General features: G+C 64.4%; 11 protein-coding genes. 1 reads left to right on the forward strand and 10 read right to left on the reverse strand.

All coding sequences use genetic code 11. From position 1 onward, the window contains the following. Window positions 1-299: 299 nt before the first annotated feature. Complete coding sequence (locus tag ACSC1Q_RS07555; RefSeq protein WP_436757942.1) at window positions 300-1277, forward strand: hypothetical protein; 978 nt, start codon at window positions 300-302, stop codon at window positions 1275-1277. 41 nt (window positions 1278-1318) lie between these two features. Here ACSC1Q_RS07555 and ACSC1Q_RS07560 read toward each other — a convergent pair whose 3' ends face one another. The 10 genes from ACSC1Q_RS07560 to ACSC1Q_RS07605 all read right to left on the reverse strand — a co-directional run bounded on the left by ACSC1Q_RS07560 (window position 1319) and on the right by ACSC1Q_RS07605 (window position 14772). Continuing rightward, on the reverse strand, window positions 1319-4492 hold the full coding sequence (locus ACSC1Q_RS07560; protein WP_436757943.1) for a type I restriction endonuclease subunit R: 3174 nt from the start codon (window positions 4490-4492) through the stop codon (window positions 1319-1321). After that, window positions 4492-5721 (reverse strand): restriction endonuclease subunit S, encoded by a 1230-nt coding sequence (locus ACSC1Q_RS07565; protein ID WP_436757944.1) that lies wholly within the window; start codon window positions 5719-5721, stop codon window positions 4492-4494. Before ACSC1Q_RS07565 ends, ACSC1Q_RS07560 begins: the two co-directional genes overlap by 1 nt. A gap of 62 nt (window positions 5722-5783) precedes the next feature. Further along, window positions 5784-7535 (reverse strand): N-6 DNA methylase, encoded by a 1752-nt coding sequence (locus tag ACSC1Q_RS07570; RefSeq protein ID WP_436757945.1) that lies wholly within the window; start codon window positions 7533-7535, stop codon window positions 5784-5786. A gap of 287 nt (window positions 7536-7822) precedes the next feature. Next, window positions 7823-8623, reverse strand: coding sequence for a WbqC family protein (locus ACSC1Q_RS07575; RefSeq protein ID WP_436757946.1), 801 nt, complete (start codon window positions 8621-8623; stop codon window positions 7823-7825). Beyond that, a complete protein-coding gene (locus ACSC1Q_RS07580; protein WP_436757947.1) occupies window positions 8565-9686 on the reverse strand; it encodes a YdcF family protein in 1122 nt (373 codons plus the stop codon). The genes ACSC1Q_RS07575 and ACSC1Q_RS07580 overlap by 59 nt, the downstream gene beginning before the upstream one ends. Before the next feature lie 34 nt (window positions 9687-9720). Continuing rightward, complete coding sequence (locus ACSC1Q_RS07585) at window positions 9721-9849, reverse strand: hypothetical protein (protein ID WP_436757948.1); 129 nt, start codon at window positions 9847-9849, stop codon at window positions 9721-9723. Window positions 9850-9976: 127 nt separating this feature from the next. Then, the gene (locus tag ACSC1Q_RS07590; RefSeq protein WP_436757949.1) at window positions 9977-11242 is read right to left on the reverse strand and encodes a hypothetical protein; all 1266 of its coding nucleotides are present in this window, start codon (window positions 11240-11242) and stop codon (window positions 9977-9979) included. Between the two features lie 130 nt (window positions 11243-11372). After that, window positions 11373-12446, reverse strand: coding sequence for a methyltransferase (locus ACSC1Q_RS07595; RefSeq protein WP_436757950.1), 1074 nt, complete (start codon window positions 12444-12446; stop codon window positions 11373-11375). Window positions 12447-12454: 8 nt separating this feature from the next. Continuing rightward, window positions 12455-13405, reverse strand: coding sequence for an ABC transporter substrate-binding protein (locus ACSC1Q_RS07600; RefSeq protein WP_436757951.1), 951 nt, complete (start codon window positions 13403-13405; stop codon window positions 12455-12457). Window positions 13406-13929: 524 nt separating this feature from the next. After that, window positions 13930-14772, reverse strand: a complete 843-nt coding sequence (locus ACSC1Q_RS07605) for an SAM-dependent methyltransferase (RefSeq protein WP_436757952.1) — start codon at window positions 14770-14772, stop codon at window positions 13930-13932. Window positions 14773-14877: the final 105 nt, after the last annotated feature.

Consider the following 14877-nt stretch of genomic DNA (forward strand, 5'->3'; position numbering starts at 1 on the left):
GTACGAAGGGAGGGCCACTCTCCTCGCTGAGATCAGGTACTCGATGTCAGCCCTCTGCGGAAGAATGCCGTCATGGGCGAATCCCTCGCGACCCAGTTCCTTCGAACAGATCTTGAGATTTCCTGCACTCAGTGCGGTTACCCGATATGGATCAGGTACTCAGAAGTCGTGGCGCAGGCCAACGTCACATGTCCCTGCTGTTTCATCCAGCTCCGGCTAGTCGACGACACCGGCAGCGCTCAGAACGCGGGCAAGGTCATCGACCGGGAGATCGCACGAGCTCTGAAAGGCCTCAGCCGATGAAGTACCAACAGCAGCTGCAGGTGGCTGTACGCGAACGACTTCGCCGACTCATGATCGCGTCCTTCGCCAGTGCTGGCCACGAGGTACATCTCACAGTCGCATGGATCAAAGGCCAGCCGGCTCTCAGAGGCCTGCTGGAGGAGGCTGGCAGAGCCGAGTCCGGCCTGGACCGAGAGCGTTTCCGCGCAGGTTTGGCCCGCGACGAGCCGTTCGTCTGGACAAGTAGGACCGAGGAAGGACGCGCCACCCTTGTCTGGGAGCTGTTGCAGGACATCGCGGTGGAGGACGAACGCAATTCCCAGGCAGGGTTTCGGACCGCCATGGAATACAGCAACAAGTCCAACCTTCAGGACAGCTGGCGAGAGTTCGCTGAGGACATCTTGCAGCCGCTGTTCGATTTCCTCGGCGAACGTGTCGGCGCGGCGAGCAGCATCCTGCACACGCTGCAGCGCTATCGGACCCGCATCGAGTGGTTCGATCGCGACGAGCTGCACGCCCGGTACACGGCCGACACTGGCAACGGCGAGGAGATCTACAACCTCGACCTTCAGCGTTTCCTGTTCCTGGAAGGCGATCACCTCACGCACGCCAAGCCACGATCAGCCTCAGGCGAAGCGGATCTGATTGGCGACCTCGACGGCAGCGAGCCCTTGATCTGCGATGGAAAGATCTTCGACGGCAGCGGGCGAGGCAAGGCCTACCTCATCAAGGGCATGCACCAGATCATCAAGTACGCGCACGACTACGGGCAGCACACCGCTTACCTCGTTATCTACAATCTCACCAACAAGCTCCTCGATTTCCCCACTGACGGCACCCCCGACGCCTGGCCGCCGTACGCCGAACTCGCTGGCGTCCGGGTGTATTTCATTCACGTCCGGGCCCTGCCACCGACGACCACCGCCAGTAAGGCTGGCAAGGCCACCCGTGTGGTCATCGCCCGCGATGACCTCTCCAACCCCGATAGCGCCTGACACCCAATAGACGGTGTGGTCTCCACTGACCACGGGGCGATTCAGGGTGAACTGTGAGGTGATACCTCAAGATCCTGAGCAAGGCCGACATGCCCCTTGTCGATCGCGGCCTCGTAGAACGCGTCAGCGAGGGCCACGATGATCCCTTTGATCGCAGGCCCGTCGGTGAAGAAGTAGTCAGCCATGGTGTTGTGCGCCTCCTGGTTGTCGGCGACGGCCTCGGTGACGGCGGACTGGAAGTCCTGCGACTCCATGAACTGCTTTTTCGAGTTCTTCTGGGTCTGCTGGACCAGGTTCGGGTTGGTGAGCAGCCGCTGCACGAGCCCCTGCACGAACTCCCGGATCTGGGACTCAGCAAACGACTCGGCACCGAAGAGGTCATTCATCTTGTCGATGACGACCTGGAGCGCGACGTATTTCGGCTCTTTCTTGGTGCCGGTCCCTGCTGCACTGATCCCCTTCAACTGGCCGTCTCCGGTCAGCGAGATGTCAACCGCGATTGCCTTGCTGTGCTTCACACCGACCAGGACCACGTCCGAAAGGTCGACGTCGGCGCTCCAGGAGGACTCGGCGATGACCTTCTCCAGAAGCCTGAGGAAGATCGAGAGCATCTCCATGTACGGGTCGCCGTAGTCGATGATCTGGCTCATGAAGTCATAGAGCCGTACGTAGGTGGAGACGTCCTTGCGAAAGAGGTCGAGGGTGTTGAGCGTGACCTTGTCCTCGGCCTCGATCGCTGCCGCGTAGCGACGCCGGAAGTCATGCTGGGCCGGGCTGATTGCCGCTGAGAGCGCGTTGTTGCCCTTGCGGGTGACCCACAGCTCAGCGACCTTGCGGACCTGCTCCTCGGTGTAGATCCCCGCCTGGGCGAGCTTGTTCGCGAGGTGTACGACCACGTACGGGTCGGTCTCGGTCTCCAGGGTGGCGTTGGTGAAGTACGGCTCGAAGGCGGCCCTGATGTCGTCGGGCTTGTTGACGAAATCGATTACGAACGTCTTGACCTTCTGCTCCCCGCCGGCGGTGCGGTGGGTTCGGTTGAGCCGGGAGAGCGTCTGCACGGCGGTGACCCCGGAAAGCTTCTTGTCGACGTACATCGCCGATAGCAGCGGCTGGTCGAAGCCGGTCTGGAATTTGTTGGCGACCAGCATGATCTTGTACGTCCCGCCCTTGAACGCCGCGCCCAGGTCGGCGCCCGCTCGGGGGTTCATCTTGGCCTCGGTGAACTCGTCGTCCTTGGACGGCGTCGGCCCCCAGTCCTGGCCCCACTCCTCGTTCTCGGTCATCGACACTGACCCGGAGAACGCGACCAGGGTCCGGTAGTTGTACGACGCGTCCTCGGCGGCCCGCTTGGCGATGTAGGCGTCGATCGCCTTCTTGTACTTCACCGCGGCCTTGCGCGAGTCAGTGACGACCATCGCCTTCGCCTTGCCCTCCAGCAAGTGGGCGACGTTGGTGTGGAAGTGCTCGACGATGATCTGCACCTTTTGACTGATGTTGGTCGGGTGCAACTGCACCCACCGCATCAGCCCCTTGCGCGCAGCCGACTCCTCAACCTCGCCACCGTCTCCGTTCTCGACCTTACCGGCGATCTTCAACGCGGTGTCGTAGGACTGGTAGCCCTTGAGCACGTCGAGGATGTAGCCCTCCTCGATCGCCTGTTTCATCGAGTACAGGTGGAACTCGCGCCGCCTGCCGTCCGGCCCCTCGCGGCCGAACAGCTCCAGGGTCTTGTTTTTCGGGGTCGCGGTGAAGGCGAGGTAGGAAATGTTCTCCGACTCGGCCCGCTCGGTCATCTCCGAGGCCAGGACGGCCTCGACGTCGACCGAGCCGCCGTCCTCGATCTCCTTGATCTCCTCGGCGGTCAGGACCTTCTTCAGCTTCGAGGAGATCTGCCCCGACTGCGACGAGTGCGCCTCGTCCGCGATGACGGCGAACCGTTTGCCCTTCAGGCCGGAGTCGGCCCGAATCTCATCGTGTGCATGCGGGAAGGTCTGCATCGTCACCGCGATGATCAATTCACCATTCTTCAGTGCCTGGGCCAACAGGCCGGACTTCGACTTCGCGCCGGCCTTACGCACGTCCTCGGGGCTGATCGTCGCGACGATCTTGCTGCTGCCGTCGATCTGCCGGATCGCGTCCTGAAGCTGCCCGTCGAGCACCGTACGGTCGACGACCACAATGACCGAGTCGAAGACCTTCTCATCGTCGATGTGAAGCCGCGCGAGACGGTGCGCCGTCCAGGCGATCGTGTTCGTCTTCCCCGACCCCGCCGAGTGCTCGATCAGGTAACGTCGGCCGACACCCTCCTCGGCCACGGCGGCCACGATGTTCGTGACCGCCTCCCATTGGTGGAACCGAGGGAACAGCATGCTCGTACGGCGCACCGACGTGCCGGTCGCGACGTCCCACTCCTCCTTGGTTTCCACGATCATCAGCCGGCCGATGATGTTGAGCCAGGCGTGCTTCTCCCAGACCCGCTCCCACAGATACGCCGTCGCCGACCTTCCGTCCGCACCGGGCGGGTTCCCGGCACCGTCGTCGAAGCCAGTGTCGAACGGCAGGAAGTGCGTCGGCTCACCCTCCAGTCGGGTGGTCATCGCGGCGCGGTCGTTGGAGACCGCGAAGTGGACCAGCGCCCGGTGTCCGAACGACAGCAGCGGCTCGCGCCGACCGTTGGTCAGCGGATTGCGCTTCTTCCGGTACTGCTGAACCGCCTCGTCCAGCGACTGCGTGAAGTCGGTCTTCAGCTCCACCGTGGCGACCGGAAGCCCGTTGACGAAGAACACCAGGTCGATGCTGCGCTGGTCAGCGGTCGAGAAGTGCACCTGCCGCATCACCCGCACCCGCATCGCTGCATACTCGGCGATCGTCGTCTCGTTCAACGTCGTCTCGGGCCGGAACTGCGCCATCTTCAACCGGCCGCCGCCGATGTACTGCACCCCGGTCCGCAGGATGCTCAGCATCCCGCCGCCGTGCTCCAGCGGCTTGTCGAGCGCCGTAACCAGCACATCGAGGAACTTCGCCTGCGACCCCGCCGCCTTCAACGCCTTCTCGTACGCCGATTTATGCGTCGCTTCCAGCCACGCGAAGAGGTCCTCGGGAAACAGCGCTCGCTCCCGGTCATACCCGGTGTCGTTGGCTGAGTACAGCCAGCCATGGGCTGCGAGGTGCTCACAGATCTCGGTCTCGAAGACAACCTCGTTGTGGTCGGCCATCACACGGCTCCTCGTACGTCGATCTGGCCGGTCACCGCCGCCGTGATCAGCGCGGCCCGGCGCTCACGGGCGAGCTCGACGAGTCGTTCCGATTCGGCGATCAATGCATCGATCTTCGCAGTCTCTTCGTCTAGGTGCGCAACGATGCGCCGCTGTTCGTCGAGGGGTGGAAGCGGAATGCGAAATGCCTTGAGGTCTCCCATTCCGATGGTCCGAATGGTCGAACCGTTCTGGAACGAGTCAAAGAAAGGCTGCATTGCATCCGTGAACAATACCCAGAGGTATTCAGGGTCAAGCAACGGACCGCAAACCCAGGCAGCGAAGTGCTGAGACGTGGCCATCGGTACACTCATGATCGCTGTTCGCCCGACAGTTGCGTCGCGGGAGAGAACGACCGTGTGGGCGGGAAGCAGGCGGGCAGAACTGTTGGCCATCCCGGCCTCGCTGATCTCCTGCGCCGTCCTTTCGAGATACTTCACACCGCGCATCGTCCCGACGTCATGAAGGCTCACCCATGGGATGTAGCAGTCCTGCCACCAGTCCTCTCGAGAGCGGCTTGGCGTGTGACCGCTTTCAAGCCTCGCGACTGAGGTGAGGGGCACGACGCGCCATCCAACTGGAAGCCGCTGCGCCCACGGCAAAGTGCTCTCAACCTGCGCACTTGGAGCCGCCCCCTGTAGAGCGACATTTACCCGAACTGCGAACCGCCGTTCGCGGAGCATCTCGATCAGGCGCTGCTGCTCCTCGACGAGCGTGTCGATGCGGGCGATCTCGCGGTCGAGGTAGTCGGCGATGGCGCGCTGCTCGTCCAGCGGCGGCACCGGAACAGCCATGCGAAGGAAGACTTCTGGGTAGATGCGGAGGCGGGAGGACCAGATTCCTCGCGAGACCCGCGTCATCTCCATGACGTACTCCGTCGACCGATATAGGTGGTCGAAGAACCTCGGCTCGAAAGGCGCAGTCGGACGCGGTCGGTAGACACCGTAAGCCGGACTGACGATGCCTGCATGCCCGGACACGCCGAGGGCGCCCATCCACGCCCACATTGTGTTGATCACGAGGTCGCATGGCTCGACAACTCGGTATCCGTCGAGACTCGCGGCCTCAGTCATCGTGACGTTCTTTTCCGAGCGGGGGCCGACGCCAGAGAGGTGCGAGACGCTCAGAAGCTCCTCGGATCCGTCCGTCGACAACCCCTGCGCCTCGAACAGCAGTTCTTTGTTTCGCATCCAGTTCCAATGGCTTGGAATCGGGGCGGTCCATGCAGGCGCTAGATCGTGGTGTGCCCTGGTCACTGCTCAACCTCGCGGAGCAGATCGAGGATCTTGGCGACCTGCTTCTCCAGGTCGGCATCAATCTCGGCGAGCGGTCGGGGGGGAACGTACTTGTAGAAGTGGCGGGTGAAGGGGATCTCGTAACCGACTTTGACCTTGGCCCAGTCGATCCAAGCGTCGGGCACGTGCGGCTTCACCTCTGTGTCGAAGTATGCCTGGATGACCTCGACCTCGACCTTGCCCGCAGGACCGGCGGTCGAGCCGCCGTAGGTAAACGGCACGTTCTCGGTGTCGCGCTTCTTGGAGTCGGGCTTCGGCTTGCCCTTGCGGTCGACGGCGGGCTTGCCAGCCTCGTCCAGGAGTGGCCGCTCGACGGTGATGGTCCAGTAGCCGAACTCGTCGCTGCGCAGCACCTTGGAGAAGTCCGGGTCGGCGTCGGTGAAGTCGGCGTACAGGCGGAGGACCTTGGCGCGGTCGGCGTCGCTGATCTCGCGGCCCTTGCTGCCGAGGTTCTTGCGTATCTTGGTCCAGAACGACGTGCCGTCGATGAGCTGGACCAGACCCTTGCGGTCAGGGTGCTTAGTGTTGTCGAGGATCCAGATGTAGGTGGCGATGCCGGTGTTGAAGAACATGTTGGTCGGCAGCGCGACGATCGCGTCGACCAGGTCGTTCTCCAGCAGCCACCTGCGGATGTTCGATGGGCCGGACTCGGCGGCGCCGTTGAAGAGCGGCGAGCCGTTCATGACGATCCCGACCCGGCCGCCGCCGTCCTCAGGGGCGCGCATCTTGTGCGCCAGGTGCAGCAGGAACAGCATCTGCCCGTCCGAGGTGGCAGGCAGGCCCGGCGCGAACCGGCCGTACGGGCCCGCCTCGTCGCGCTCCTTGGTGACGGCCTTGGCGTACTGCTTCCAGTCGACGCCGTACGGCGGGTTGGACATGCAAAAGTCGAATTGCCGGCCCTTGAAGGCGTCGTCGGTGAGCGTGTTGCCGAAGGCGATGTTGGACGCGTCATGGCCCTTGGCGAGCAGGTCGGACTTGCAGATCGCGTACGACTGCGGGTTGTACTCCTGGCCGTACAGGGTCAGCCGGGCGTCCGGGTTGTCTGCAAGCAGGTGCTCCTCCGCTAGGGCGAGCATGCCGCCAGTGCCGGCGGTGGGGTCATAAAGCGTGCGGACGATGTTTGCCTCGCCCAGGGCGGCATCCTTCTCGGCGAAGAGCAGGTCGACCAACAGCCGGATCGCATCACGCGGCGTGTAGTGGTCACCGGAGGTCTCGTTCGCGGCCTCGTTGAACTTGCGGATGATGTACTCGAACGCGTCCCCCATGTCGGCGTTGGACACGACATCGGGGTGCAGGTCGATGGCGCCGAAAGACTTCACGATCTCGCGCAGGAGACCGGCCTTCTCCAGGGCGATGATCTCCTTCTTGAAGTCGAAGTACTCGAACACATCGACATCGGAAGAGAACCGGTCGATGTAGTCGACGAGGTTGTCCTCGAGCCCGTCCGCGTCCTGCAGCAGGTTGGCGAAGCTGTACTTCGAGGTGTTGTAGAACGGCCGACCGGTCGCCTTCTTGACCTCGATCCGGAGCCGGTTCGGGTTCTCGTATGCCGCGGCCAGGCTTCGGACGGTTTTGCGGTCCGGCTCCAGGATGCAGTCGAGGCGCCGAAGGATCGTGAACGGGAGGATCACGTTCCCGTACTGGTTGGGGCGGTAGGGACCCCGAAGCTGGTCGGCGATCGACCAGATGAAACTACCGAGCGTGCTCACAAAGCTCCTCACGAGAATCACTCAAAGTGCATAATTACGCTGGTCCACTGGGGTAGTCGCGCCCACGAGAGGCAACACACGTCCGCTGACAGGGCGTCATGAAGCCATCTTCGTGCACCTTGGCCTCCTGCATACCCGGGAAATTAGACCCGCCCGCACCCTAGAGGAGGGGGCCGACACCGGTTGGCGAGTCACCCTCAGGGCTGTCGGGATCCTTGCCGAGGAGCCGGAGTGCCGTGATCCCGGCATGGTGAGGAGTGCGAACCGATCTCCAAAGCCCAGCAGGGCTAGGCACCAGATCGGGGATTGTCCTCAAGAACTCGTCCGCGCAGGGCCTTCAGTTCCCGCCTCAGAGCGCCCGACCCGACGAGCATCAGGGCGTGTACCGCGCTCACCTCCCGGGCTGATGCCCATATGCCCGATCCGCGGGCCTGGAACGGGAAGACCTCGATCGAGTGGACCCGGAAAGCGGCCGGGTCCAGATATCGCATGCCCCCGGTCCCGCACAGGTAGGTCGTGGCGCCTGTCAGCCAGGCCAGGTCGGCCAGGCGTTGCGAGCGTTCACCGGGTGCGAGCAGATCGCTGCTGTGCAGGATCTGCCCCCGCCACCCGACCTCCTCCAGCAGCAGGCGCGTGGACAGCTCCGTCACGCCCGCCAGTCGATCCGTGCTCTCGAACGCGGCGAATGCGAGTTCGAGCCGCCTCTTGAACGGCGGCCAGTAGACACTGTGCCGGTAATGGTCGGCGAGAAGCTGGGCGACACAGCACCGGCAGCGGGTGGGATCAGCCAGGCGCGCTCTGCGGATGGAGGTGGAGCGGCCGTGCGGCAGATGGGTGGAAATGGAGAGCCATTGCGGCTGCCACGAGCCGTCGAGCGAGGCGAGGCGCGCGCGGTGCTGGTAGTCCCTGCGTGCGAACTGCACGTCATCCAGGACGATCCAGTAGTCGGCGGCGAACAGCTTGGCCAGCGTCACCAGTCGGGGGAAGAGGTTGGGCTGGTGGATGGCGCACACCTCGCCGTACGGCAGGTCAGGGCGTAAGGAGCCTGCTGTCGAATCCGGCGCGGAGAAGAGCCTGGTAGGCATCATGGACCTCTCCCGGGACGGGCTGCTCGACGGCGTAACCGAGCTGGGGGTACTCGATCACGCGCTGGAGGTCGCCGACGAGCATGTCGATGACCAACTTCAGATCACCGATCGAGCTGACGTAGTCATCCAGCTCAAGCGGCTCGGAGGCGCACACCACCTCGACCTCGGGCCATACCTTTCGTGCCGTGGCATAGGCCCGGCGCTCCATGTACGGCTTGGAGATCAAGAGCACCGAACCGGGCCGAATACCCGCATCGGCCAGCACCTGGCGGGACAGTGCGATGTTCTGGCCGGTGTTGGTGGCATTCGGCTCCAGCAGAATCGCCTCGGCGGACATGCCGAGGTCGAGCGCGTGCTCGCGGTAGTGGACGGCCTCGCCTCGGGGGAAGCGCGCCGCGGTGGTGGGGCTGGTGGCACCGGAGAAGACGAGCAGCGGGAACCAACCGGCGCGGTGCAGGTCGACCGCCGCGCGTGCCACCCCCAGATCGTGGCTGCCCAGGCCGATGGCCACGTCACACCGGCTCAGGTCGTGGTACATCTGGTGGTAGTCCCAGATGGTGTGGGCGTGCTGCCACTGCTCGTCGGTGATGACCTGCTGCTTGACGCTCACTCGATTGCTCCCTGGTCGCCGTGGCAGAGGGAGGCGGATCTCCCCCTGGATGGTCCGCTGGATGCCCTCGATGCTGCGCAGTTGGTGCGCGAGCCCGTGCTGCGCGGCCTCGCGTGCGGCACGGTCGAGGATCACCACCCCATCATCCACGGTGGCCCGATCCGAAAGCAGGACGTGCCCGTACGCCGTCTCCAGCCGGACCCGCTGCATGGGCGCATCGATGGCCGCGGTGGCGCGGGCGAGGTCGATCAGGCGTAGCGCCTCCGAGAGGTTCCCTGCGCCACGGTGGGCCAGAGCGAGTTTCTGGTGCGCGACGGACCAGTCCTCGGGTTCGCCGAGGTTCTCGAACTCGCGGATGGCGGTCGTCATCAGGCGGGCGGCGTAGTCGTTCTTGCTCAGGGCGGTCCCTACGTTTCGACCGTTGCGCAGGTCGATCCCAGGCAGAAGGCTCAATGACCACCATGCCACGTCGTTCCAGACGAGATCGTCATTGGCGACCAAGCGCCATGCCCAACGGTCCGCCTCGTTCCGCCTCGTTCCGGCTCATCCGTTCATCGAGAACCGCGATGAAGCACTGCTCGATCTCATCCAGACCCGGCTGCTCATCGCTGTTCATGAGCTGACCGTACGTTGAACAGGGAAAACGTTGCCTGATGCGGCACCAGCAGGTCCGGGATGGCACCGCACCGCTCGGCCACCGTCGGGATCTTCTCGCCAGCCGCATCTGCGTTCGCTTTCGCAAGTCAGAAAGGCGGGCTACAACGCTGAGCGGTCGGGTCGGTGACCCGTTGCCGCTCGTCAATCAGACCCAGCGCCTTTCTGTACACGTCCGGCGGGAACTCGGCCAAGGACACGACGGCCTCGAAGGCGGGCAGTGTGTACCAGCCAGCCATAGGGTTGTGCGCGAAGTAGGACGCCGACTCCTTCCACAAGGAGGAGCCTCCCTCTGCTTGCTCGCGTTCCATCGCCACCGTGAGACGGTGCTCACCGCGGTAGGCGTCGACCCACACCCGGGGACCGTCTCGAACAATCCGCGCCGCCCACCCCAGGGACTCCAGGCAGGCCTTGTGCTCCTCGAAGTCAGGCGGCACACCCGTATCGTCAAGGAGCCGGGCCTTGTGCTCCTCCCCGATACGGTATCGGGAATACTCGACAAAATGCCTGCTGCGAAGTTGTTCGGCTGCGGGGGCGAGCACCTTGTCCTCGTGCTTCTGCTCATACAGCCGAGACTGGCGGGAGCACTCAAGCAACCGGGTCCGCATGTGCGCCAGAAACGTCAGTCGGCGGCTCCAGGTATTTATCTCGCCCTCTTGGAGCTCACTGGGAAGACTGGTGTCGGGGACCACGAAGTGCATGTAGTCCTCAGTGTGCACCAACGGCTGGTCCAGCATTCCCAACGTCACATTGCCCCAGTACCGCAGCGCATCCCGCCAGCGCTTCAATACGGCGCTGTGCATGAGATGGTCCACCTCGACACGGGCCTGCACGTCTTTGCCGACCAGGTCACGGAACGCGGCCTCGTCCAGGTCGAGGAGTTGCTGCACGGCGGGGGTGATCGGCTCGTGCTCAGGCAGGTCATGGGCCAGGCGCAAGGAGGCGATCAGGGCCGCGTACTCCTCGGCGTGAGCCTTCTGGAGTTGCTGGTGTGCGGCGTGCTCCGCCAGCGCGTAGCAGCCCACCTTCAGGCGCTCGTCCTCAATGGCTTGCGCCTCCGGTAGCCGGGCCCGAATGGCGGCCAGGGAGCGGCGCGCCTGGACGGTCTGATAGTTGTCACCGAGTCTAAGTTGCCGCTTCCACCACGAGATTTGGTGTTTTCCTTCGTAGACGATCAATGTGTCCAGCCAATCGGACACGTTCTTGAGTTGGCGCAACCAGGTGACGATGCCCAACGGCGGGGAGGTCAAGACGGCTTCGGCCACGACGAGCAGGCTGAACAGTTCGTCGTTGTCGCCGACGAGCTGGTCGAGCTCCTCGGGGGTGATGTGGACCAATTTGGTGACGTCGTTCACGCGCTTAAGTTGAATCACGGGGGTTCCTGTAGGAGGCAGGTTGAAAGGTTCGGTGCGCCAGAGCTGATCGGCAACGCCAGCGCGTGCGTACGGTGTGGGGTCCGTACGCACGCGCTGACGTTGCCGAGCTTCACTTGAGCGTCGCGACCACCAGGTTCAGACCGCCGGCCAGGGGCTTGTTGCGCCGTGGCACGAACCCGGCCTTGGTTAACAGCTCGGTGTACTGGCTGCTGGTGCGCTCCTGTCCTCCGGGGAAGAACTTCATCATGGTGACGTCCAGGAGGGCGTTGAGCGTCAGCTTGTCGATGCACCACAGCGCGGTCGGGCGCTGCGACATGACCATGGCGGTACGGACCCGCGCCAAGAGCCGCAGCGCGTCCTCATCACCCCAGTTGTGCAGGATGCTGCCCAGCAGGTACACCCCGCTCCCGGGCGCCGCGTCGAGGCAGGGGACGCCTTCGAAGGCATCGCCTGCCAACACCTGCCAGCGGTCGGCCATCCCGCGAGCGGCCATGGCCGCCTCGGCTCGTTCGGCGACCGACGGCAGCTCCTGCAGAACTCCGTTCAGGTGCGGGTGGGCCTCCAGGACGGTCGCGAGCATCATGCCGGTGCCGCCACCCACGTCCACGATGGTCCGCGCGTTGGAGAAGTCCTGATCGGCGAGTGCTCTCGCGACCGGGTGGGAGCGGGAAGACATGAACTCGCCGAACATCTCCCTCTGCTTCGGGTGGCCTTCCAGGTACGCGTACAGCGAGGGCTTGCCGCCGGGCAGGACGGGCCGGCCGGTGCGAATGACCTCCCCCAGCTGGGGCACGGCGCTCCAGCTGACGGGAGTGGCGGCCCAGGTCACCGCGTGCCGCATGGAGCCCGGGACATCGCGTCGCAACGCGGCCCCCAGGTCGGTCAAGCTGACGCCCCCGGGGGTCAGGGCGACGACGCCCGCGGCGACCATCGGGAGCAGGATCCGCTCCAGCAGATCCGGGATGGCGCCGCACTGCTTGGCGACCTCGTGGACCGGAAGGATTTTCTCGTCGGTCGCGTCCAGGGCGTCGGCGACGCCAAGCTCGCAGAAGGCGTTCAGCGCACCGAAGAGCGCGATGCCGTCGATGATGTCCTGGATGTTCTCCTGCTGCCGGGCGCTCACATGGTCGGTGCTGGGTGGTGGAGTGGTGCGAACGCGCTGGGGCAGGCTGGCCTGGCTCATGGGTGCGATTACCCTTTCGGCGTTGAGGTTGGTGTCGGCGTCGTCAGCAGCTGGTCCACGTTGAACGGTTTGGTCAGGTAGCCGATCTCGTGCATGGTGTCGGCGACGCGCTGCAGGCGGTTCTTGTCGCGCGTGACGGGCCAGGTGCCCAGGGCGATGACGGCGGCGGTCGGGGGGTCGATCTTGGTGTAGGTCGGCAGGATCTCCTCGACGGCGTTGCGGTCACCGGCGGCGTCATGCTGAGCCCGCACGATGGCGCGCTGGAACCTCGCGGCGAGGTCCGGGTTCCGGGCTGCCCACTCTGAAGAGACGATCCACCCGGCGATGGGGAAGATGTCCAGAGGGCCGCCGGCTGCGGTCATGTCCCCGATCTGTGTGCCGCCGGAGTAGCCGATCTGCGTGCTGTAGGGCTCGGTGACCCATGCGGCATCGACCCTGCCCTCCAGGAGATGCGTCTTCATCTCAGGGAGCGGGAACTCCTTGAATGTCACGTCATTCGCGGTCAGGCCAACCTGCCGCAGGGCCACCGTGACCGTCAGCGTCCCGATGCTGCGCAGCGTCGCGACCCCGATGGTTTTGCCCTTCAGGTCCGCCATGCTCTTGATGGCAGAGTTTTTGGGGACCATGACGACGAACGTGCCAGGCGCGGCCTGGTAGTTGTCGGCGATCACGGTGAGCTTCCGCCCGGCGTCAGCGGCTTGGATGACCGTGACGTAGTTGCCCTGGATGACGTCGAAGCTGCCACCGATGAGGCTTTCCAGGGCTGGACCGGCACCTTGGATGGGCGCGATGCTGACGTCGAGCCCTTCGGCCCGGAAGTAACCGCGATTTCTGGCGATGTGAGCGGTGGAGGCGTCCGGGACCGGCAACGCACCGACCTTGATCTCGGTCAGAAGAGACTCCGCGTCGTCCTTGGAGGGATCCGTGGCGCCACAGGCCGATATAGCGACAGTAAGCAATAGGGCAATTACTGAAAGTGTCCGTTGAGGGGAACGCAAGGACCGCTCCGAATCGTAAAAGGAAATGTCAGATGAGTGGGCGACCGACTGCCGCTCAGCGAAGAGGGGGGAACTTGGCTCTCATGAGAGGGCTGAGCGAAGCCGTAGGGTGAGATCGAAGGGAAACGATCGGACGCGTCAGAGCTCGTGCGATATGCGAGGTGGCGGCCTCGATCTCACTGGCGGGGGCGATGGGCGCTCCCCAGATCCACCACAGCCACGGCTTACCCTGCCGGGGTCTCACGGTGATCCGTCCTCCGAAGGCGGCGTTGTCGCGCCTGACGACGACGAGAGACAGATGTGATCGCGTGGTGAGGTTCGCCTGGAATCTTCTGCCCTCCACCGCCTGGCCAAGGGCACGCAGAATGATCTCGTCGCCGGACTGGTCCATCACGTTGATCACCTCCGGTTTCGTCGTGAGGTCGATAGACAGCGTGTGAAGGTGGGCGGCGCTCGCGGCCTGCCGGGGACGCCCTCGCTGTGCATCATCGGTTCCGCAACACGGCGATACCTCCGACGAAGTGCCCGCTCTGCGTCACCGGTGCATTTGTCCGACGAGGCCTGCGGGGCTCCAGCGGTACCACTCCCGGCTCCAGCACCTCGAACCCGTCGAACAACCCGACGATCTCCTCCATCGGTCGCGGGTAGACCTGCGCATCCGCAGCCACGTAAGCGGCGGTCGCCTTCTCCAGATCCTCTTTGCTCATGGCACCAGGGCAGGCGTGTGAGAGCACCAGGTGGCTATCCTCGGGCATCCACTCCCGCAGCGTGGTCAGGATCCGTCGGGGCTCATCGTCGGGCATGAAGTGCAACAGCGCGCCAGCGATGACCGCACCCGGCTTGCCGCTGGATCGCAGCGCCTCTATGTCCGGGTGCTGCAGCAGCACCGCGGTGTTTCGGACATCGGCCTCGACGATGCACACCAGGTCGTTCGTCGCGAGCAGCGCCCGGCCGTGGGCTGCGACGTTCGGGTTGTTGTCCACATACACGAACCGGGCGTCAGGCACGATCCGCTGGGCCACCCGATGCAGATCATCCTTGGCGGGACTGTTCGAAGGCAGGCCCGACCCCAGGTCGAGAAACCATCGCATCTCCATGCGGGCGAGGGTCTCAACGCTCTCGATGAGGAACTGTCGGTTGGCGCGGGCCAGCTCGGGCAGTTCAGGAATGATCTCGGTGAGCTGCTCGGCCGTAGCGCGGTCGCCCCCGAAATTGTCCTTGCCACCCCGCAGCGTGTCATACACGCCAGCGGATGTAGGAGGCGAACCGGGCAGCTCAACGTATGGTCTGAGGTCTTCACTCATCATGGAACTTTCCGGGCTGGTCATCGTGTTCTCCTTGCCTTTGCTTGCCCTCCCCTCCATGCAACTGTGCGGGCGGGCCACCAGACCGGACGCGAAGGGGGACCTTTCACCGGACTTTTCCGTCTCTCG

The sequence above is a fragment of the Streptosporangium heterodermiicola genome, from assembly GCF_051390675.1.
Taxonomy (GTDB): domain Bacteria; phylum Actinomycetota; class Actinomycetes; order Streptosporangiales; family Streptosporangiaceae; genus Streptosporangium.

Excerpts from the sequence above, each read along its gene's own strand:
- ACSC1Q_RS07555 (WP_436757942.1), top strand. The coding sequence starts at position 300 with ATGAAGTACCAACAGCAGCTGCAGGTGGCTGTACGCGAACGACTTCGC.
- ACSC1Q_RS07560 (WP_436757943.1), bottom strand. The coding sequence starts at position 4,492 with ATGGCCGACCACAACGAGGTTGTCTTCGAGACCGAGATCTGTGAGCAC.
- ACSC1Q_RS07565 (WP_436757944.1), bottom strand. The coding sequence starts at position 5,721 with ATGCGAAACAAAGAACTGCTGTTCGAGGCGCAGGGGTTGTCGACGGAC.
- ACSC1Q_RS07575 (WP_436757946.1), bottom strand. The coding sequence starts at position 8,623 with ATGATGCCTACCAGGCTCTTCTCCGCGCCGGATTCGACAGCAGGCTCC.
- ACSC1Q_RS07585 (WP_436757948.1), bottom strand. The coding sequence starts at position 9,849 with ATGAACAGCGATGAGCAGCCGGGTCTGGATGAGATCGAGCAGTGCTTC.
- ACSC1Q_RS07595 (WP_436757950.1), bottom strand. The coding sequence starts at position 12,446 with ATGAGCCAGGCCAGCCTGCCCCAGCGCGTTCGCACCACTCCACCACCC.
- ACSC1Q_RS07605 (WP_436757952.1), bottom strand. The coding sequence starts at position 14,772 with ATGACCAGCCCGGAAAGTTCCATGATGAGTGAAGACCTCAGACCATAC.